The sequence below is a fragment of the Streptobacillus canis genome (assembly GCF_009733925.1).
Lineage (GTDB): Bacteria > Fusobacteriota > Fusobacteriia > Fusobacteriales > Leptotrichiaceae > Streptobacillus > Streptobacillus canis.
The window spans coordinates 1-21718 of sequence record NZ_WOEI01000002.1 but is presented as its reverse complement, the minus strand read 5'-3'; the positions used below and the strand labels follow the sequence as shown (position 1 = coordinate 21718).

The 21718-nt window shown below is 26.1% G+C and carries 24 protein-coding genes; 7 read left to right on the top strand and 17 right to left on the bottom strand.

Going from position 1 to position 21718, the window contains the following annotated elements:
• Positions 1-55 precede the first annotated feature (55 nt).
• The gene (gene tsf, locus GM111_RS01080) at positions 56-934 is read right to left on the bottom strand and encodes a translation elongation factor Ts (protein ID WP_156299051.1); all 879 of its coding nucleotides are present in this window, start codon (positions 932-934) and stop codon (positions 56-58) included.
• Between the two features lie 25 nt (positions 935-959).
• A complete protein-coding gene (gene rpsB / locus GM111_RS01075) occupies positions 960-1733 on the bottom strand; it encodes a 30S ribosomal protein S2 (protein ID WP_156299050.1) in 774 nt (257 codons plus the stop codon).
• A 443-nt stretch (positions 1734-2176) separates the two neighbouring features.
• Between rpsB and GM111_RS08530 the strand changes: the two genes are divergently transcribed.
• The 3 genes from GM111_RS08530 to GM111_RS01065 are packed head-to-tail and all read left to right on the top strand — an operon-like array spanning position 2177 to position 2712.
• Positions 2177-2401, top strand: coding sequence for a hypothetical protein (locus tag GM111_RS08530; protein WP_156299131.1), 225 nt, complete (start codon positions 2177-2179; stop codon positions 2399-2401).
• Positions 2346-2507 carry a hypothetical protein gene (locus GM111_RS08135; RefSeq protein ID WP_197034429.1) on the top strand — a complete coding sequence of 54 codons (162 nt, stop codon included), beginning with the start codon at positions 2346-2348 and terminating at the stop codon, positions 2505-2507. Before GM111_RS08530 ends, GM111_RS08135 begins: the two co-directional genes overlap by 56 nt.
• On the top strand, positions 2437-2712 hold the full coding sequence (locus tag GM111_RS01065; RefSeq protein WP_156299049.1) for a transposase: 276 nt from the start codon (positions 2437-2439) through the stop codon (positions 2710-2712). The genes GM111_RS08135 and GM111_RS01065 overlap by 71 nt, the downstream gene beginning before the upstream one ends.
• Positions 2713-3003: 291 nt before the next feature.
• On the opposite strand, the gene GM111_RS01060 is transcribed toward GM111_RS01065, so the two are convergent.
• The 6 genes from GM111_RS01060 to GM111_RS01035 form a co-directional block, all read right to left on the bottom strand.
• On the bottom strand, positions 3004-3567 hold the full coding sequence (locus GM111_RS01060; RefSeq protein ID WP_156299048.1) for a TetR/AcrR family transcriptional regulator: 564 nt from the start codon (positions 3565-3567) through the stop codon (positions 3004-3006).
• 20 nt (positions 3568-3587) lie between these two features.
• Positions 3588-5075, bottom strand: a complete 1488-nt coding sequence (gltX, locus tag GM111_RS01055; RefSeq protein WP_156299047.1) for a glutamate--tRNA ligase — start codon at positions 5073-5075, stop codon at positions 3588-3590.
• 88 nt (positions 5076-5163) lie between these two features.
• The gene (locus tag GM111_RS01050) at positions 5164-6915 is read right to left on the bottom strand and encodes a glycerophosphoryl diester phosphodiesterase membrane domain-containing protein (protein WP_197034427.1); all 1752 of its coding nucleotides are present in this window, start codon (positions 6913-6915) and stop codon (positions 5164-5166) included.
• A gap of 41 nt (positions 6916-6956) precedes the next feature.
• Positions 6957-7229 (bottom strand): PTS sugar transporter subunit IIB, encoded by a 273-nt coding sequence (locus GM111_RS01045; RefSeq protein WP_156299045.1) that lies wholly within the window; start codon positions 7227-7229, stop codon positions 6957-6959.
• A 54-nt stretch (positions 7230-7283) separates the two neighbouring features.
• On the bottom strand, positions 7284-7853 hold the full coding sequence (locus GM111_RS01040) for a protein-tyrosine phosphatase family protein (protein ID WP_156299044.1): 570 nt from the start codon (positions 7851-7853) through the stop codon (positions 7284-7286).
• Positions 7854-8274: 421 nt separating this feature from the next.
• The gene (locus GM111_RS01035) at positions 8275-9006 is read right to left on the bottom strand and encodes a hypothetical protein (protein WP_156299043.1); all 732 of its coding nucleotides are present in this window, start codon (positions 9004-9006) and stop codon (positions 8275-8277) included.
• 226 nt (positions 9007-9232) lie between these two features.
• On the opposite strand from GM111_RS01035, the gene GM111_RS01030 reads away from it, so the two are divergent.
• Together GM111_RS01030 and GM111_RS01025 are read left to right on the top strand one after the other, a co-directional pair.
• On the top strand, positions 9233-9502 hold the full coding sequence (locus GM111_RS01030; RefSeq protein ID WP_156299042.1) for a hypothetical protein: 270 nt from the start codon (positions 9233-9235) through the stop codon (positions 9500-9502).
• Between the two features lie 131 nt (positions 9503-9633).
• Positions 9634-10389 (top strand): DDE-type integrase/transposase/recombinase, encoded by a 756-nt coding sequence (locus tag GM111_RS01025; RefSeq protein ID WP_156299041.1) that lies wholly within the window; start codon positions 9634-9636, stop codon positions 10387-10389.
• A gap of 1177 nt (positions 10390-11566) precedes the next feature.
• On the opposite strand, the gene GM111_RS01020 is transcribed toward GM111_RS01025, so the two are convergent.
• The 7 genes from GM111_RS01020 to GM111_RS00990 are packed head-to-tail and all read right to left on the bottom strand — an operon-like array spanning position 11567 to position 17428.
• Entirely contained in the window at positions 11567-12946 is a 1380-nt protein-coding gene (locus GM111_RS01020) for a glycoside hydrolase family 1 protein (protein WP_156299040.1), read from the bottom strand.
• Complete coding sequence (locus tag GM111_RS01015; RefSeq protein WP_156299039.1) at positions 12939-13376, bottom strand: DUF3284 domain-containing protein; 438 nt, start codon at positions 13374-13376, stop codon at positions 12939-12941. The genes GM111_RS01020 and GM111_RS01015 overlap by 8 nt, the downstream gene beginning before the upstream one ends.
• On the bottom strand, positions 13373-13519 hold the full coding sequence (locus tag GM111_RS01010; RefSeq protein WP_156299038.1) for a hypothetical protein: 147 nt from the start codon (positions 13517-13519) through the stop codon (positions 13373-13375). The genes GM111_RS01015 and GM111_RS01010 overlap by 4 nt, the downstream gene beginning before the upstream one ends.
• Before the next feature lie 51 nt (positions 13520-13570).
• Positions 13571-14890 (bottom strand): PTS sugar transporter subunit IIC, encoded by a 1320-nt coding sequence (locus GM111_RS01005; RefSeq protein WP_156299037.1) that lies wholly within the window; start codon positions 14888-14890, stop codon positions 13571-13573.
• Between the two features lie 26 nt (positions 14891-14916).
• Complete coding sequence (locus GM111_RS01000) at positions 14917-15213, bottom strand: PTS sugar transporter subunit IIB (RefSeq protein ID WP_156299036.1); 297 nt, start codon at positions 15211-15213, stop codon at positions 14917-14919.
• A gap of 14 nt (positions 15214-15227) precedes the next feature.
• The gene (locus GM111_RS00995; protein WP_156299035.1) at positions 15228-15539 is read right to left on the bottom strand and encodes a PTS lactose/cellobiose transporter subunit IIA; all 312 of its coding nucleotides are present in this window, start codon (positions 15537-15539) and stop codon (positions 15228-15230) included.
• A gap of 2 nt (positions 15540-15541) precedes the next feature.
• On the bottom strand, positions 15542-17428 hold the full coding sequence (locus GM111_RS00990; RefSeq protein ID WP_156299034.1) for a BglG family transcription antiterminator: 1887 nt from the start codon (positions 17426-17428) through the stop codon (positions 15542-15544).
• Between the two features lie 353 nt (positions 17429-17781).
• On the opposite strand from GM111_RS00990, the gene GM111_RS08130 reads away from it, so the two are divergent.
• Together GM111_RS08130 and GM111_RS08475 are read left to right on the top strand one after the other, a co-directional pair.
• Positions 17782-17991: a hypothetical protein gene (locus GM111_RS08130; RefSeq protein ID WP_197034426.1), complete on the top strand. Its 210-nt coding sequence runs from the start codon at positions 17782-17784 to the stop codon at positions 17989-17991.
• Positions 17992-18109: 118 nt separating this feature from the next.
• The gene (locus tag GM111_RS08475) at positions 18110-18235 is read left to right on the top strand and encodes a hypothetical protein (protein ID WP_269320127.1); all 126 of its coding nucleotides are present in this window, start codon (positions 18110-18112) and stop codon (positions 18233-18235) included.
• 199 nt (positions 18236-18434) lie between these two features.
• Here the strand turns inward: GM111_RS08475 and GM111_RS00985 are convergent, their stop codons facing one another.
• Both GM111_RS00985 and GM111_RS00980 read right to left on the bottom strand, forming a co-directional pair.
• Positions 18435-20261 (bottom strand): autotransporter outer membrane beta-barrel domain-containing protein, encoded by a 1827-nt coding sequence (locus tag GM111_RS00985; RefSeq protein ID WP_156299033.1) that lies wholly within the window; start codon positions 20259-20261, stop codon positions 18435-18437.
• Positions 20262-20344: 83 nt separating this feature from the next.
• Positions 20345-21445, bottom strand: a complete 1101-nt coding sequence (locus GM111_RS00980; protein WP_156299032.1) for a hypothetical protein — start codon at positions 21443-21445, stop codon at positions 20345-20347.
• Positions 21446-21718 lie beyond the last annotated feature (273 nt).

Below are 21718 nucleotides of genomic sequence, written 5' to 3'. Positions count from 1 at the left end.
TTCCCTCCGTTTGATAAAAAAGAGTTTAATTGCTTAAACTCTCCCTTATGTATTGTTATTTTGTATTTGCTATTTGTGCTGCAACTTCTGCTGCGAAATCAGTTTCAACTTTTTCAATTCCTTCTCCAACTTTGAATCTTGCAAATCCTGCAACTACTGAAGGAGCCATAAATTCTTTAATTGATACTTTATCGTCTCTTACATATTTTTGTTCTAATAAGCAATTTTCTTCATAGAATTTTCTCATTTTACCTTCTAAGATTTTTTCAACTATAGCTTCAGGTTTTCCTTCTTCTAATAATTGAACTCTTGCTATTTCTCTTTCTCTTTCTAAATCAGTTGCTGTTACTTGCTCTCTGTTTAAGTAAGATGGATCCATAGCTGCAATATGCATTGCTACACCTTTTGCTTTTTCGTGGTTTTCTGGAGTATTTTCTCCATCAACTTCAACTAAAACTCCGATTTTTCCACCTAAGTGAATGTAGTTTACAACAAATCCTTTTGCTTCAACTAATACTAATCTTCTTATGTTTAAGTTTTCTCCTATTTTTGCAATTAATTCAGTTAATTGTGCATCAACAGTAGAACCGTCAACTGCTACAGCTTTTAATTCTTCTACTGTATGAGTTTTGTTTGCTAATGCTAATTCTACTAATTTAACTCCAAAGTTTTTGAAGTCATCATTTTTTGCAACGAAGTCTGTTTCTGAGTTGAATTCAATGATAACACCTAAGTTACCTAATTCACCACCGAATACTAATCCTTCAGCTGCTACTCTTCCTGATTTTTTAGCTGCTTTAGCAATTCCTTTTTCTCTTAACCAATCTATTGATTTTTCTATATCTCCACCATTAGCTTCTAATGCTTTTTTACAATCAAGCATTCCAGCTCCTGTTCTTTCTCTTAATACTTTGATGTCTGCTGCGCTTGCCATAATGTTTCCCTCCTAATTTTAGTTATTATTCTTCTATTTCTTCTTTTTCAACTACGAAATTTTCTTCTAAAACTTCAACTGTTTCAAGTTCTGCTGGAGTGTATTCATTTTCTTGCCCACCGTTAGCTTCAACAACTGCATTTGAGATTACTCTTGCGAATAATTTGATTGATCTAATTGCATCATCATTTGCAGGTATTCTGTAAGTTACTAAGTCTGGATCTACGTTTGAATCTATTAAAGCTATTACAGGTATTCCTAATTTATCTGCTTCTTCTAAAGCTAAGAATTCTTTTTTGATGTCAACTACAAATAAAGCTGCTGGTAAAGTGTTCATTTCTTTAATTCCACCAACATTTTTTTGTAATTTAACCATTTCTTTTCTTAAGATAGCTGCTTCTTTTTTAGTGTAAGCTTCATCTAAAGTTCCATCTGCATCCATTGCTTCTAATTCTTTTAATTTTTTAACTCTTTTTTTGATAGTTTCTAAGTTAGTTAATAATCCACCTAACCATCTTTGGTTAACGTAGAATCCTCCACATCTTTCTGCTTCTTCTTTCATAGCTTCTTGAGCTTGTTTTTTAGTTCCTACGAATAATACTTTTCCACCTTCGCTTGTGATTTCTCTTACGAATTCATAAGCTTTTTCTGTAGATACTAATGTTTGTTGTAAATCTAAAATGTGTAACCCATTTCTTTCTGCATAAATATATGGTTTCATTTTAGGATTCCATCTTTTTGCTTGGTGACCAAAGTGTGCACCTACTTCTAATAATTCTTTCATTGAAATTACTGACATTTCATTTTCCTCCTTGATTTTTTTGGTTTTTTCATCCACTCATCTTTGTTTGCAAATCCAAGTTCCTTGGCACCATACAAACAAAAAAAACAGAGTGTGTTTATCCTTAGCTATTATATCACTATTGCTAGTTTGTGTCAAGTTGTTTTGTATTATAATTTCCATCTAAAAAACATACTTTTAATACTTTTTTTGGTAATTTTAAATTATATTTCAACTTTTCTATTTTTATATTATATTTTGTAAAAAAAGGTAATTTGGGATTTTAAAAAATCCCTTAAATCACCTCTTTCTTTTCTGTATAATTTAATCACCAAACAAAAATAAAAGAAAGGAGTGATAAACATGACATCTAAAATCAAATTCATCTAGATGTCATATCTGTAACTTTCAACATAAAATGAAAATCTAGATTATGTAATTCTTGTGGTTATTATTACTCTATTAAATGGACTAACTCCATCACTAATCAATTAATTAATATTCCTCATAGACATGTTCTTTTTACTATTCCTCAACAATTTAGAAAATTTATTGCTTATGATAAAACTATTCTTTCTAAATTAGCTGCTGATATTAATAATATTTTCAAATATCAATTCCATAATATTCATGATAAAAAGAAAAAACTTAATTATTTTCATGTTAATTCTATTGCTAATCAATAATGCTTTAAATATGGCTTCTAAAATGATTAAAGAAGATGTTAGATTCTTCTTTAATGTTGGTGATAATGATGTTAATAACCCTAAAGGTATTATTAAATTTAGCTAGAGTTCCTATTGCTGAGTATAAAATTATTGATATTAATATTAAAAAGAATTATGTTACTTTTATGTTTAATGATTTAACCAATAATAAGAAAATCTCTTACCATAAATTAACTATTCAAGATTTTGTTACTAAATTACTTTTTCATTTACCTTATAAACATTTTAAGATGATTAAAAGTTCCTTCTCTTTTTATAAAGAACTTTAAATCTATTTGGGGTTTTGATCCTTTTATGTGTCCTAATTGCAGTATTAAGCTTGAAGTTTATGAACTTTTTCTTTCTTCTGCTATTGGCCGACCTATTCATAAATTCTATAACCCTAATGGCCTATTATTTAAATAGGTATTTTTGTATTACTCAAATTTACTTATTAATTTTATTTTTTATAAACTGTTGTTGCTCTTTATATTAATCAATAAAATTATATACATCTTATTAGAATTCTAATTTCCTATATAATGAAAAATGTCTAAATTAAAAATTTAGACATCCTTTCTTTATTTTTTTTCAAATTTTTCTAATGTTTGAACTAATGATTGATCTATCAATATTGATAAGTTAGTTACTAAATATACAGGTTCTTCCTTCATATCATTATCTAACCATTCATATACAATAGATGCAAACGCAACTTTATAGTAATCAATTAAGAAATTTCTGTCTTTTTCAGTTATTGTATACCCTGATAAAATATCAGCAAATAATTTCTCAAAAAGTTTTTTACTCATAATCTCAAATGATTCTCTTAAAAGTCCACAAGATTCGCAGTGGTTTATGTTTGTCATTACATCTTTTCTCTCTGCAACAGATTTAAAGAAAAGTAAATAAGCTTCTTCAAAACTCTTAAATCCTTTTTTATCTTTTAATATTTCTTGCATTTCTACTTCAAAGTAATATCTCAATAGATCAGTCATATTTTTGAAATAATAGTAAAATATTTGTCTTGTAACTCCACTTTCCTCTGTTATTTCTTTTACTGTTATTTTGTAATAAGGTTTAACTTTAAGTATTCTACTAAATGTGAATCTTATTAAGTCTTTTGCCTTCATTCTTCCTTTCATATATGAATCCTTCCCATCCCTTATTTTTTCTCGGAATTAATTCTGTTAACTGTTCTTTCTTTACCTATAATTGAAACTATTGAATAAAGATCTGGACCTTTAGATCTACCAGTAAGAGCAGCTCTTATAGGCATTAAAACTTTACCTATTCCTTCATTTAATTCTTCAGGTAATTTATGAAGCATATCTTTAATCATTTCTTCTTCTAATTCTTCTCCTAAAGTACTTAATTTATCTAAGAATAGAGCTATAGCTTTTTTACCTTCTTCTGAAGCTAATGCTTCATGTACTCTTTCAACGGCTTTTCTATCTTTTTTATTCATATCTTCAGTTAATTCTGGTAAAGTAATCTCATCAATAAAGAATACATCTAAGTTTTTAGCTAATTCTTTTAATGTATGAGAACCTTCTCTAGTTATTTCAAGCATTCTTTCAAGTTTTTCTCTGCTGAATTTAGATAAGTCATACCCTTCTTTTTCAATAAATGGCATAGCTAAATCTGTTAATTCAGACACAGATTTTAACTTCATATGTTGGTTGTTAACCCAAGCAAGTTTTACTAAATCAAAAACTGGTCCTCCTAAAGATATTCTATCGAAACTAAAGTTTTCAATCATTTCTTGTAATGTGAAGATTTCTTTTTCTCCACCTAAACTCCATCCCATTAAGGCAAGGAAGTTTAAAATACCTTCTTTTAAGTATCCTTCTTCTTTATAGTAATTTAAAGAAACAGGATTTTTTCTCTTAGATATTTTTGTTTTATCTGCATTTCTTAATAAAGGCATATGGAACCATTTAGGTTCTTCCCATCCAAATGCTTTATATAGTTGTATATGTTTAGGTGTTGAAGCTATCCATTCTTCAGCACGTATAACATGTGTAACTCCCATTAAGTGGTCATCAACTATATTAGCTAAATGATATGTAGGGAATCCATCAGATTTTAATAAAATTTGGTCATCGATTTTATCATTATCAAAGAATATTTTTCCTCTTAATCCATCCTCAACAACTGTTTGTCCATCTAATGGCATTTTTAATCTAATTACATAAGGTAACCCTTTAGCTAAGTTTTCTTCAACTTGTTCTTTAGTTAAGTTTCTAGCTCTTCTATCGTACATAGGTGGAAGACCCATAGCTTTTTGTCTTTCTCTCATAATTTCTAATTCTTCTGGTGTTTCAAATGAATAATATGCTTCACCTTTTTCAACTAATGAAACCGCATATTCTTTATATATTTCAAATCTTTCAGATTGTCTATATGGACCATAAGGACCACCTAAATCTGGACCTTCTGTATAATTAAGTCCTAACCATTTCATAGCATCAAAAATTTGTTGCTCTGAATCAGCAGAAAATCTTGTTCTATCAGTATCTTCAATTCTTAGTATAAATTCTCCACCATTGTGGTGTGCGAAAGCATAATTAAATAACCCTATATATGCAGTACCTACATGTGGATCTCCTGTTGGAGATGGTGCTATTCTAACTCTAACTTTTCTTTCCATTATTCAACCTCTCATATCATTTCTTTTATTACTAAATATATCATTTTTAGTACATTTTGTCTAGCTTTTTTTACATTTTTAGCTTAAATTAAAATTTTAACTTTCTGATCATCCTATCTAAGTATGAATTATTCTTAATTCTATTATCTTTTAACTTAAATACCATTTCAGGATAATCAGTGATTATTCCGTTAACTCTTGAGTCAAGATATTTTTGCATTAATTCCTCATCATTAATAGTCCAAACAAAGATTTCTTTATCTGTATCTAATAGATATTCGCTAAATGAAAAATCTTCTATAACAAAAAAGTCTACATCTACATTTTTAAAACTTCCAAATTGAAAAGGTATTACATATCCTGTTTTTATTTCAGGTTCTAGTTTATTTATTTCTTCCATAACCTTTAAATCAAGAGACATAGTAATATGATTTTTATCTATTCCTAGTCTTTTAAATTCTTCTATTACTAGTTCTGCATAATTATCAGGTTCATGACCATGTGGCTTCAATTCAACTAATAGTTTAGTATTATTATCATCTGCTATTTTAACTACTTCTTCTAAAGTAGGTATAGTGCTTTCAAATTTCCCTTGTTTAATTTTAGTTTCTGTTAGCTCTTTAGAGCTTACATTATACACATTTTTGTTAATACCTGCAAGTCTTTTTAAATTAAAATCATGAAATACTACAAACTTATTATCTTCTGTTAAAACTATATCTATTTCAATATAGTCTACGCCTATTTTTGCAGCCTCAAGTATAGCTTCTTTTGAATTTTCAACACCTTTAGAAACTAATCCTCTATGAGCTATAATTAGTTGCTTATTATCAGCAACATCGCTATATATGTCATATGCGTTTAATCCTAAAGTTGCTATGATTCCTATGATTAATAAAGGAATAAAAATTCTTGATTTTTTCTTTTCAATATCCTTTATTTTTTCTACATCTAAATTTATATCTTTTTTCTCAACCATGAAAGTAACTAATGTTGCTATAATAGTTATTTTACTTATTACTCCAAAGAAGAATATTCCGAACTGTAACATCGTATATGCTAAAGTTTGTAATATTAAACTATCTCCATTTTTATCAATAAAAGTAAAAATCAATAGTATTAAATAGTAAATTGTAAATGAAACTGCCCCTAAAAGCATTTCAAACGTTATTATTATTGGAAATATTTGTGATTTTTTCTCCCATGTTAGTCTCCAACTTTTTTTAATACTTTCTATCATAGTATAGTTACCTAATAAGTTAAGTGGTATAGTAAAAAATAGTCTAATGTTAATAAAGAAAATTAGTAACATAAACACTAAATAAAATATTGCACCTATAGGAGTTTTCGTTAGTTCTCCTGTTATAAATTTAGGGATATATAGATCATTCATAACTGTTGAAGATAATCCTAAATTTGTTAAAGGTATCATAGTAACAAAATATATTACAAAATATATTAATTCTTTTCCTATTAATTTTTTTATACTTCTTATAGTTAATTTAAATACTTCTCTTATTGAATATACACTTTGATTCATTCTTCCATATATCATCAAAGTTAAGAATGAATATTCAAAGAATATCAAAAATGCTAAAAATAGTATATATACCATTACTATTATTAAACTAATGGGATTTGATAATATTTTGAAAATATCATGCTGTGTAAGATTTTCTAAATTAGATACATAAAGCATAAATTTAAAAATATAGTTTAAAATACCCATACCAAAGCTAATTATGAAAAATTGTAATATTGCAGCATTTAAGAAATATGCATACTTATTTTCATAGATGTTTTTTGAAATTATTTTTACTTTATTTATTCTTTCCCTCATCATACTCCTTACAAAAAAAGGTGGCAGCTGCCACCTTCTTATTATATTAATCCTGTTTCGCTTAATTTTTCTAATACTTCAACATCATCTAAAATGTTTTTAACTGAAACAACTTTAACTCCTTTAGCATCAACTTTAGGTGCTAATTTATCTGAGCAAACTACTAAATCTACTCCTTCTAATTTTGTTGCTAAATCATTAATAGTACAAGTATCTATATCAATTTTAAACCCTTTTTCTACTATCTTTTTCATAGTTGTTTTTAAAATCATGCTTGTCCCTGTTCCACTTCCACATACTGCTAATACTTTCATTTTTCTCTCCTTAAGTTATGTATTTCACGATTTATTGTATCATAAATATGAATACTATTCAAGTATTTTTGATGGACCCATTCTTAATATATTTATTTCATTTTTGATTTCATCTATAACTTCTTGTTTAAACATTCTAGGTATATTTATCCATATAGTATGAAATCCATAAGGCCCTTCTCTTAATTCTTTTAAAGCCTCATCTATTTCCCAATTTTGATATATTATTCTATACATTCCAGAAATTAATCCAGTTCTATCTGATCCATGATAGCAATGGAAAAGTACTCCTCCATCTTCTTTTGCCATTTCTATGTTATATAGTATATTTGCTATTTCTTTTGGTGTAATATACCAAGTAGTTAATGGTTTCCTTATTAAATTTAAATCTGTTTCCCCAAAAACCTTCTTGTCTTTATTTCTACCAAAAAATCTTAAGCTTATCATAGTCTTTATAGCAAGTTCATCTAAAAGTACTTTATCTTCTATACTTAATTGTTGACTTCTATATACACCTTCATCTAACTTATACATATTGATAGGTTCACTTACTAAAGTTGCCCAATCATTAGAATAAGCTCCTAAAGATATTAATAATAGTAAAAAAGCTAATATTTTCTTCATTTTTCTCCTCAGAACAAAAAATTTATATATTGTTCTTTATATCACTATAATAATTTCTATATTACTAACCTTTTTATTAAGTTTTTCAAAAATTAAACTTCATTTGTTTATTATAATTTATTTTAACAACTTAATTTGTAATTAATAAATTTTATCTTTACTTTATTTTCAAGTTTGCAATAAAATTTACAAAACTATATTTAAGAAATATATTATATAATCATCTATTTATGAAAATTAAATTATAAAAATTTAAAATATAAAACTATTTTAGAATTTGACTTTTAAGAATCAATAACTCTTATAAAAATTTATCTAAATTTAAATAAATTAGAAAATAACATTTAATTGATTTTCAAAATATATGAGAATTATAATAATATAACTCTTACATATTTTCAACTAATTCAAAGTAACTCTTTCAAAATGTATATCCCATTTCTATTCCAGATATTCCTTTATTTCCATGCCCTACAAATATTGCAATATTATATTTATCTTTTATTTTTAATCCTAAACTTGCTTTAATTAATAATCCTAATTCTAATCCATTATCTATTTTTCTTTTAACATTGTTTGAATCATCATTCATTTCTAAATTATCAATAAGACTCAAATCTAGCACATCATCTTCTATTGGTAATGGTATTGGTGATGGTACTGGTGGTACTGGTGGTTCTGATGGTTCTGATGGTTCTGATGGTTCTGATGGTTCTGATGGTACTGGTGGTACTGGTGGTACTGGTGGTTCTGATGGCTGATTATCTGTCGAAAAATCTGTTAAAAAAAGTGCTCCTATTCCACCTTCAATTCCTACAAAACCTTTTACATTATCTCTTAATTTATAATTTAATTCTCCATATAAACTTAAACTTGCTGAACCATGAGTTTTTATTACATTTTTTTGTTTTTCATTAATTATTACCTCTCCAACACCTATAGAACTTTTAGTCCCAAAAGTTACATCAAAATTATTATTAATTTGTTTTTTCCATTCTGGCATTACAGAGAATGATGCTGTAACCCCTTGAAATTTTCCAATATATTGTTTATCATATGCAATTGTTCCCTCAACCCTTACTTTTGCATTACCTACAGCAGCTACATTTATTAAACTTGATATAATTCCAAAAAATATCAATACTTTTTTCATACTTAGTCTCCTTTACTCTATTCTTCTTAAAATATTTTCATTTAGATTTTAATATATAAATAAACAATTGTCAATAAAAAATTAAACTTATCTGTAATTTAAATATGATAATGTATTAAATAAATAAAAATGATTATGTTTCATATAATTTACTAAACATTTAATTTAATTGTATAATATAACTTTGAATAATATATTTAAAATATATAGAAAGAAGGTATATTGTATGAATAAGAAATTAAGAAAGGTTGTTTTAAATTTGAAAGAATATAATATCTATAAAACTATTAAAGATTTAGCTGAAAATAAAATTTCTAAAAATAGAGCTATTGTAATTTTAGGTTATCCTAATGTACATATCAATAGATTATTAAAAAAATATAAATTGGAAGGTAAAATTGCTTTTTCTCATGGTAATAAAAACAGAAAGCCTGCCACTACTACATCTAATGAAATTAAAAACCAAATAATTAAACTTTATGAACAAAAATACTAAAAGAAGCTTTCATTCTTTCTCCTAAAGCTCATAAAAAACTAAAAAAGATTTAATACAACTAATTGAAAAAAAACAAGTTGAATCTAAAAGTAAAAAAGTAATATATAAACTCCAAACCTACACGTCCTAGAATGAAATATGCAGGTGAATTAATTCAAATGGACGCTTCTAAACACGATTGGTTTTGTAATGGAACTTATGCTCACCTACATATAGCAATAGATGATCATAGTAGGAAAATTCTATCTGCATATTTTTATAAAGAAGAAACCCTTAGAGCATACTATCAAATAACACATGATATGATTGTTAATTATGGTATCCCCTATTCTATTCTTACTAATAAAAGAACTGTTTTTGAATATAAAAATAAATCTAATAAAAGTATTGAAAATGATACTTTTACTCAATATGGTTATGCTTGTCATAGATTAGGTATTGATTTAAAAACTACTTCTATCCCTCAAGCAAAAGGGCGTGTTGAAAGAGCCTTCTCCACTCTTCAATCACGCCTTGTAAATGAGTTGAGAATTAATAATATTAATAATATTAATAATATTGAAAGTGCTAATATGTTCCTACCACAGTTCATTGAAGCCTTCAATAATAAGTTCTCAACTGATATTAATAATACATCAATGGGATTTTTGATAATAAAAATAATAGAGTTTATCCTAAATATAATTCTAATGTACTTGTTATTAAAACTTTTGATAATAGATTATTTGCTAGTATTGATGATGTGGTTGATGTTAAAGTTAAAAAGAAATATATCCCACCTATCTCTCACCCTTGGAAAAGAGAATCTTTTATTAGGTATCTTGAGAAAAATAATAAAATTGAAAATTATATCGATTACATTTAATTTAAAAGTCCCTAATTATTAAAGCTTTTACTTTTAAATTTAGGGACTCTTATTTTCTATTTTATGAAACATTTTCATTTTTAATTGACATAAAAAATTAAACTTATCTTAAATTAAAACAATAAATAATTTAAAAATTTATGTACCCATGACTAATAATAACATAAATATTAAAAATAAAACAGTAATATTTTCTAAACTAAAACAAGATAAAATAAAGAATTTAATTAAATAACAAATATTTTTTTAATAATTGTATCAAAAATATTAGTAATATCTTAGGTACATGTGCAAAAAATAAAAAGAGAACCTATAAACCAACTTGCTTTCTTTCATAATTTAATTTTAGTGTATTCTTATAATATATAAGAAATAATATCACTAATAAGAATTTACCTAGTAACATTGATAATAACATTAAACTAACTAAAAAAATCGTAAAATTATTAAAAGAAAAACATTATCCCTATGCTACATTTAAAAAATTAAGAGATAAACATAAAATTAATTTTTTATTTCAAACTTTATACAATTACATTAATGAAAATATATTTTTATTTCTAAATTTAAAAAATAATAGTATACCATTATTTACAAAAATAAGAGTAATAAAAAATAGAAAAAGTTAGTCAATTTGGAAATAAATATGATAAATCTATATTTACACTTAGTGAAATAACTACAAGAGTTAATATTGTTTGTTTATCAAATTCTAAAACTAATGATAATGTTATTAAAAAAATTAAAAGTAAAAAGCATGTCATAATACCTATTCACTCTGACAATTAAACTAAGTTTATAATTGTCAAAAAGTTTCTTGATTTAGCTGTTAATTAGTATTTTACTTATCTGATTAAAAAAGTAATAAAAATAATATAAAAATAGTTATAGTAGTGTGTATATGAATCATTTAACAAAAAAGATGTTAAAAATATTGAAAAATTCATGAATAACTATCCAAAAAAAACTTTCAATGCTTTAATATATAATTAAATTTATGAATATCTATTAAATATAACTTAGTTAGATTTTTGAACGCTTACTATTTTAATTTAAATCATTTATCCTTTCAGACTTTTTCATATTTTTGTATCTAGTTCATTCGTATCTATTGTTTTGCTCATTTTTTAATTTATTATAAACTGTATATTTGGGGTTGAATAATAAAAAATTATAACTTAAAGCTATAGCTTTAAATATTAAAAACCATTATTTTTACTAGTTTCATTAAACCAATAACCTGATTTTTTAATATATCTTTTAGCTGTTGATAATTCTAGTTCTATTAATCCATATCTATTTTTATATGAATTTAGCCATGACCAACAATCTATAGCTGTCCAAACTAGATATCCCTTACAATTTGCTCCTTCAGATATACCTTTATGTAACCATTCTAAATGTTCTTTGAAGAATTCTATTCTGTAGTCATCATGTATCATGTCTCCTACCTTATATTTCTCTTCTCCTTCAACTCCCATACCATTTTCAGCTACGAACCATGGAATATTTCCATAATTATCTCTAATATTTATTGAAATATCATATAGTCCCTTAGGATAGATTTCCCATCCTCTATGAGGGTTCATTCTTCTTCCTGGCATTACAAAGTGTTCATAATAGTATTCTGGCATAAATGGTGCCTCATCATTAGGTTTAGAATCTCTTGCTTTAACCCTTAATGGTTGATAATAGTTTATACCTAAAATGTCAACTTTGTTATTTTTTATTATATCTAATTCTTCATTTGTATAATCAGGTAATAAATCATGTTTTTTAACTATTTCTATTAATTCCTTATCATATTCTCCTCTTACTGCAGGGTCTAAGAAACTCTTATTTGCAAATAGTTCTGCTATTCTAGCTGCTTTTAAATCTGCAGGATGATTACTTCTAGGATATGCAGGTGTCAGATTTAAAATTATCCCTATTTGTCCATCTTTAATCACTTTTTTAAATTCTTTTATTGCTTTTGCAGATGCAAGAGCTAAGTTATATGCAACTTGCACAGCCTTTTTAGAATCAACTTCCATTGGATAATGGTATTGTTTTAAATATCCACATTCTACAGAAACTATAGGTTCATTGAAAGTAAACCAAGTTTTAACTATATCTCCAAATAATTCAAAACAAGTTCTAGCGTATTTAGCATATGCATCTACTACTTCTTTACTTACAAATCCACCAAATTTTTTCTCTAATACAAGAGGAGTATCAAAATGTGATAAATTTACAAATGGTTCTATTCCATTTTCTTTTAAAGTGCTAAAATATGATCTATAAAATCTTACAGCATCTTCATTTACTTCACCTATTCCATTAGGTATTAATCTTGCCCAAGAAATAGATGTTCTATAAGTATTATGTCCTGTTTGTTTTAATAATTTAATATCATCAAGATAATATTTATACATACTAGTAGTAGTTTGTGGTCCTATACCATTATGGAATTTATATGGTTCTACTTCAAAAAACTTATCCCAAGTTGTAAGTCCTTTACCATCACCTTCAAATCTTCCTTCACTTTGTTCTCCACTTATTGAACTACCCCAATAAAAATTTTCTGGAAATTTAATCATTTTTAGCCTCCGTTCTCTTATTTATTAAATAACTTTCTACTGCTTTTAACATTTTCTTTTTCTTTCTTTTTAAGAAGAATGAATAAAAGAATTCTACAAACATTTGATTATATCTTTGCATAGTAGAATTAGTAATATATATTTCATCATATATTATCTTTATTTCATCACTACTTATTTCTTTAATTTGATAATCAACTATATTTTCTCCTAAACTAGAATAATATTTTAGTGTATATCTTTCATTTGGAGTTAAATTCATAATCTCTGCTGTACTTTTAGTTACTTGATTAGTTTTAGTTTTCAGATTTACACTAAATCTCATACCTTCTTTTATCTTACCTTTAATATTCATTTCTTGTCTTAAATTTTCAATTAAAAAATCAAAAAATTCTTTTGAAGAAACTTTTATATTCTTTTCTACTCTCATTTTTTATTACCTCTAGTTAAAAATATTATTCCTAATATTATCAATGTTAAACCCATTAGAAGGGTAATTAATTTATTACTTATTGGATAAGTAGCTATAGCTAGTGTTCCAAGTGTAATTACAAACATAGGCCATGATTTCATAATCCTTGCCTCCTTTATTTGAAATTTGGGGTGGTTTACCCACCCCTAATATTAATCTTCTTTTACTCTATTTGCTAAGATAACAAATGGTGTCCATATTACAAACGCTAAGAATACGTTGAATAATGAAACTAATGCTGCCATGAAGCTTCCACCTGTTGCAAAGAATGCATATATACCTGGAGGTAATACCCAAGGTACTTGAACGAATACTGGAGGAACTACTCCTAATACTGTTGCAGTATATGCTACTATTGCACCTAAAGTTGAAACTAATAAGAATGGTATTAAATATAGTGGGTTAAGTACTATAGGCATACCAAATATCATAGGCTCATTAATGTTGAACATACCCATAGGTAATCCAAGTTTTGCAACCGCTCTATATTCTTCTCTTTTTGAGAATAAGAAGATAGCTATAATTAAAGCTATAGTTATTCCTGATCCACCCATTTGTAAGTAAGCATCAAATGATCCTCTAGTCCATAAGTATGGTAAAGTTTCAACAGTTCCACCTTTTGCAATGTGTTCAGCATTTGCAAGTAAAGCTGGTTGGTAAATACCATCTAAGATTGGAGCAAGAACGTTGTGTCCATGTAATCCAAAGAACCAGAATAATTGTACTAAGAATGCCAGTAAGATAACTGTAAATGCACCTTGTGATAATTCTAATAATGGTTGTTGTATATATTTAGATATAATATCTATTAAAGTTTGTCCTGTATAAGTAGTGATTAAATATGATACAGTTGCTGAAGCATATATAGCTAAAACACCTGGTATTATTGAAGCAAACGCTTTGTTTACTGCAGGTGGAACTGAATCAGGTAATTTAATAGTTACTTTGTTTAACATTAATTTACTATAAATTATTGTTGAGAAGAAACCTATTATCATAGCAGGGAATAATCCTGTAGCTCCTAAATATTTATTGAAGTCTAAGAATCCCCAAGATGATACTTCATGCATAGCACCATTAATTTCTGCCATGAATCTAGCTTCTTGTGGTAAGAATAAGATAAATGATGCAACAGCTACTAAAGATCCTGCTAAAGGATTTACTTTGTATCCTGAAGCTACATTGTATCCTAATGCAACTATAAACACTAATGAAAGAATAGCAAGTGAACCGAACCAAACAACACCATTAATATTAATTAATGGAGCCATGAATTCTGCTACACCAGGGAATCCATATTCATTAGGAATATTTCTAAATAATACGTTTAATAATACTGCTATAGATCCAACCATAGTAACTGGTAATATAGCAATAAAAGAGTCTCTAATTGCAACTAAATGTCTTTGAGAAGAAATTTTCGTTGCTGTTGGAACAAAATGATGCTCCATCCAATCCATAAATTTTTTCATGTGTCTCTCTCCTTATTTATATTTTTTTATTTTAGTGATAATGCTTGATCTAGTACTTTGTCACCTTTCATCATTCCATAATCCATCATGTTGATTACTGCAACTGGAGTACCTTCAAATTTTCCTTTAATTTCATTTTCTAAATATTTAATTTGTGGCCCAAGTAGAACAACATCAACTTTACCTACAAATTCTTCAGCACTAGCTTCAGGAGTTGCTGTTACTTCAACTTCTAAACCTCTAGTTTCAGCTTCTTTTTTCATTTTTTCTACTAAAAAGCTAGTAGACATACCTGCTGTACAAATTAAAAGTATTTTTACCATTTTAATCATCCTTCCTATTTTTTATGTAGTTCTATAATTTCTTTTGCTAAATCCTTAGTTAAAAGTGCCATAGTTAAGTGATCTTGAGCATGAACCATAATTAAATTTAATATTATTTTTTCCTCACTTGATGTTTCCTTAACTATTAAGTCTGTTTGTATTTCATGAGCTTCTAAATAGTATTTATCCGCTTCCTTCATACATTCTTGTACTTTTTCAAAATCCCCCGCTTTTGCAAATTGTATAGCTTGCATAGCACTTGATCTTGCCATTCCTGAATTTGCAATTATCTGCATTGCATATTCACTTAATTCATCATAAGTCATTACTATTTTCCTCCTAAATTTTCTAGTATGTTTATAAAATAATTGTATGTAGGATTTGATAAGATATCTTTTATTATTTCTTTATCTCCTACTATTTTTGTAAATGATTCATATATCTTTTCATTCTTATTATTCTTATTATCTAAACATAAGAATAATATAATATTTACAGCATTGTTTAACCATCTTACTGGATGTTTACTAATACAAACACCTATTACATTTACATTACTAATTACCTCTGTTGGATGAGGGATAGCAACTTCTTGTGAAATCTCTGTCATCCCTAGTTTCTCTCTTTTATGTATTAATTCTTCAATATTTTCTTTCATATTAGGAATTAATTTAAGTTTTTCTGACATTAAAGTAATTATTTCATCTTTATTCATTTCTTTATCTACATATACAAATAACTCTTCAGGAAGTACTTCCTTCAAGAAATTGTCATTATCTTTAAGTATATTTTTTATTCTTAAAACATCTTCATCATTTAGAAAGTAATTTATCTTATACACTGGCTTATTAACTTTCGTTTCTAAATCAGTAAGTGTAAATATCACATCTATATTTTCAAGATCTGTATCCATTAATTCATGTTCACCACAAGATGAAACAATGTTTATATATTCTGAAAATAAATTATTATACGTATATATTAAAAATTTTGATACACCTCTTCCACTTGGACAAACTATTAATACATTTTTCTTACTTGATATATTAACATTTATTCCCTTACTCATATGTAATATTACAGCAATATAGCCTATTTCTGCTTCTGATAATGGAATATCATCAAATCTTTTTGAAATTAAATTACATACATAAGTTGCAACATTATATTCAAGTGGCATATTCTTTTTGATATCATCTAATAATGGATTTTTAACTCTAATACCAAATCTTATTCTTATACACAATGCTAAGATATGAGTATATAGATTTTTGTATAAGTCATCATCATTATATAGATCTATTTTAAATGTTAGTTTCACGAAATATAATAATTCTTGTATAATATCATTTACTTCATTTATATCTTCTGTTTTAAGTGATTTATATGTAAGAGTTTCTGTAGTTAAAAAATGTATAGTTATAAAATCTATATCTCTATCATCTAACTTAAGTTTAAATCCAAGTTTATTAAATAATTCATTCATACATTCTTCAATATGATCTCTTTTACTTAAAAAAAGATTATTTTTTGATATATCAATATTTTTAATTCTCTTATTTTCTTGGACTCTATGAAAGGTTACATATATTGCAGCTACAAGATTTTGTAATGATATATCTGAAATTTTAACATTTTTAGTCTTTAAAAAACTATAAGTATATTTTGCGATGTCAGTTACACTATATTTAGATTTTTTATCAAGAAACTTATTTTCATTCAATCTTTTTTCTAAACCATCTATTAAATAATTTCTAATATTTAATTCTTCTCCTACAATTTTCAAACCATAATATGGTTTTCTATCTATACTTAAATTATGAACTTTTATTGTATTTTCTATTTTTTTTATATCATTTGATAAAGTTTTTGTACTAATAAATATTTTTTCTGCTATATCCTCAAGCTTAAGATAATTATCTTCATAAATTAATTTATCTATTAAAAAATTTTGTCTTTCATCTGCTGTTATTGGAATTTTAGAATGATCTCTATCAAAGATTTCATTTTCTTTTAATATTTCTCCTTCAAGTTTATATCCAAATCTTGTTTTAGAAATTATATTAATATCATGTTTTTTAAGTAATTCTGATAATTCCTTTACATACTTTCTACATGTTTTATCAGAAAGCTTAAGATGGGTAGATAGTTCAATTGCTGAATGAAAATTTCCATCCATTAATATCCTATATATTAGTTTTAACTCATTTTCCATAATTTACCCTTTCTATAATAAATATACCTCAAAAATCAATATTTTCAATTACATCTTTTTCCATTTCATTACGGAAATGATTTTCTATATTATATCAAAAATTTATCTTAATATAAATAGCTGTGATTAAAACAAATAAAAAGGTTATCTTCTCAAAGAAAAAATAACCTTTTAAATATTAATTTATTTTTTTAAAGTTTCTAACACTTTTTCTATTTTTTCTATTTTTAATTTATGTTCATAAACTTTCTCATCAAGTAAATTAATATTTCCATTTCTTTGTAATGTTAATATATCTTTTCTTCTTGATTCTAATTTATCAAATTGATATCCAACTCCTGCTCAAAAACAAGTTGGCTATTGGAGTAGAAAATTCTATAAAAAAAGAATTAAATGAAAATTCTAAAGATTTTAGAACTACTAAATTTAGTAAAAAACTTCTTGCTAAATCTTTCAAAAAAGAAGCAATAAATGAAAAAACAGGTAAAATAATATCAATATTAAGAATTTTTTTGATACTGATAAGGTTGGAGAATATAAAAGTCTTATGGTATATTACTTAATAGTTCCCTCTGAACTTGAAATGTCTGCTTTAAATATTATAGAAAAATATCATAATTTAATTAAAATTTAGAATACTTAAAAGCACTATTAATATTAGACCTATGTTTATTAGACAGAATGGTTAATATTAATGATAAAGATTTAGATATAATTTTAAAAGCTTTAAATCTTAATATTGAACCTAAAATATACAATAATATGGATGTTTTAAAACTTAAAAAAGAAATATCTTCTTTCAACTAAGTAACATAATATCAAATATTGAAAATAGATTCTTGGTAGTATTTTTAAAAGCTTTCATAGAATCTATTTTGTCATTTTCCGAGGCAAACTCAGGTATCATCACACAAAAAACAAAAATCAACAAAAAAATTTTAAAGTAAATAAAAAATCTTTATTTAATGTAATATTTCAACATCAATAAAGATTTTTCAAATATATTTTATCTTTCTATATTAAATCCTATAGTTCCTTTTCCACCATATTTATTTCCACCATAAACTGATTTTTCAAGACTTACTTCAAAATAAGAACTTACATTCTTAGTTACTGGTATATTTGCTCCAAGTCCTGCTTCTAACCAAACTTTAGCATAATCTGTTACATATTCTTTCTTACCTTGAGTAACTTTATTTCCATCAGTCCATTGTCCCCAAACATTAAATAGAGCATATCCCATACCATTTTTATATTTATTGTAATTTGATATTGAATATCCAAGTCTTAAGCCCATTCTTCCTGTGATTGAATTTGAATATCCATAACTAATTTTTTGTTCTACTATATCCATATTTTTACCAAATTGATATATTATTTGTGCTTGTGGCTCTACTATATATTTTTCATCTCTTTCTTTATTGTTTTCAAAATATATTGGTGATCCTACTTCTAGTGAACCTGTAAAAATTACTCCCGTATTGTTATATTTCTTATCATTTTTAAATTTATACTCATTTCTAAGTGCCGAAACTTGAACTACTGCATCAGCATAGAATTTTTCTATCTCATAAGTATTAGTAAATCCAAGAGAATACATATTAGTTGTAACCTTACCTTTATACTCATTTGAAAGTTTATTCATGACATGTTTAAATGAATTAGAATATCCAAAATACACTCCTGTTAAATTTTCTTTTTTAGGATCAATATGATAATCAAATCCAACATTCATTCCTATAGTTCCGTCCATATAACTCGTTTTTTTACTTAAATGTTGTATATGTTCTCCACCAAATAATCTAAACCAAGCCATAGGATATTTAGTATCTTTACCTATATTAAATAGTTTAGTTTGTATTCTTCTTTCATTTAAACGTCCAAATATATTTCTAGATTGTTCCATGTTTTCTCTAGTTGCAACTAAGAATAAGTCTGGTTCGTTATTACCTAATTTAGTAATTTCCCAAAAGAATAATCTATTACCATCTTTTACTTCTGATTTTAATTCAAGTTCTGTTTCATTTTCAGTTTTTGCTTTACCAAAGAATGCACCTTCTGCTGTCCCTTCAGGTGTTTTGATAACTATAGCACTTCTATGTCCTTCATCACCTTCATCAGCTCCAACTAATCCATCAATCATATTTTCAGACTTATTACTACCTATTGTTATTACTTCTATTTTTCCTTCAACTACTCCTGTAATTTCAAATAAATCTGACTTAGAATTTTCTCCATTTACACCACTAGTTTCATTCCATAAAGTATTTACTAGTATTTTACCATTATCTCCTTTATAAGTACCGTTTAATGTTAATTTATCTTCATATTTACCATTATCAAGTGTAATAGTCCCTGCATTAGTTACTTTACCATTTTCTGTAACACTATCAATTGTTGCATGTAAATCATATTCTGCTTTATCTTCTTTATTTATATTAGATGCATCAAGAATAGAATTTGTTATAGTTAAATTATTAAAAGAAGTTCTATTAATATTACCTTTATTTCTTAATGTCCATTTAGCTTCATTTTCTAAATTAATATCTAATCTTGAACTAAAATCTTTACTTGTTAATCCTTCTACCATAGCTTTATCTTTAATAGTTGCTGTTAAAGATGATGAAGCTGTTCTCGTTCCAGTTGCTTCAATTAACCAACCATTAGTTGCTGCTTTTGCTATTGATTTTTCTCCAGATAGTTCAAAAGTAGCATCTTTATTTGTAAATTCTTCACCACTATTTAATGAAGCTTCAAATTTTCTAGCTTCACCTGCTGATCCATCTAACGTTTTCATACCTTTAACTAATATTAAACTGTCTGTTTCAGACATAGTTCTTATTTCAGTATTATTAAGTTTAACACTTTGTCCAGTAGCATTTGAATTTCTACTTACTTCTGATTTTCCAAAAGGTCCTACAAAAAAAGTCTATAATCCTGAACATCAAATGCAATAGCAGTATTTCCTGAATTTATTACTGAAGCTTCTTCATTATTTTTACCTGTAACTTCTAAACTTACATTATTTGTAAATAATCTAATTGCAGGTGAATTTTTTGCTTTTGTTGTATCTATATTCATTTTACCATTAAAGATTACTTTTGGTGCCATATTCTTTTCAAAACTTTCACCAGGTTTCCCTATTTTTATAGCTGCAGAATTTACTCCTTCTCCAATTATTTTAATATTAGAATGTCCATTAAAAGTTGCACTTGCTTCATTTCCAGATATAAATATACCTGCTAGATAATCTCCTGATTTAGTAGCTGAAACATCTTCTACTTTTATATTTGTTTCACCATTAGAAATAAATGTCGTTTTATCTCCCTGTAATCTAACCAATCTTAATCCTGATAATTGATGTGTAAAATCTACACTTGCATTTACGTTAAAAGAAAATGGACCAAATGAAACTCTTTTACTAACGGTATATACATTTAAAATCGTATCTTCTGTATTTTTAACTGAAATATTCATATTATTTACTGTTAAATGTGTTTCACCACTACCATCTCCAGCACCATGTACAGTTTCATTAATTCCTAATGCAACACCATAAGATGCATTTGAATCTGCAGAATATTTTGAACCAGTTATTTTAGATCTTAAAGCTATATCTACATTTAAATTTTCAATAGTAGCTTTAGAATTACCTCTAAGCCATATACCCTTAGGTCTTGAATGTGCTCCTTCTTTTGGATTAATTCTAACGACTAATGAATTTACTTTTACATTTTGTCCATTTAAATCTAAACGTGTTTCTTCACCTGTTGATACAACATTAAATTTAACATCACCTTCAAAAGATGTATCAGTCTTAGTTAAAATTATTGAACCTGAACTTTCACCAGTATATGTTCCTGCAGTCAATTTATTATTTGTATCAATTTCGTTTTGTGCTTCTCCTATAGTACCCGCTAATGATAATCCACCAGTAATAAGGAAAGTAACTAATAATGCTTTAGTAATGCTTACTCTTCTTTTTAAAAGACCTTTAAGGACTCTTTCTTTTTGCATACCAATTCCTCCATCTCATTTTATATTTTTACACTATATTATATTACTAATAACTAAATATGTCAACTTAAATGTGATAATGTATTAAGTAACCTAAATTAAAATAGTAAGTGTCCAAAATATAAGTTAAAAAAAAGTTGATATACAGTACAATCATAAACGACTAAATTCATTGAAAGGAACTGTATACCCATGACTAATAATAACATAAATTTAGAAAATAATAAAAAAGCTAAATATAAACATTTGAATTATGCAGATAGAGTAATAATA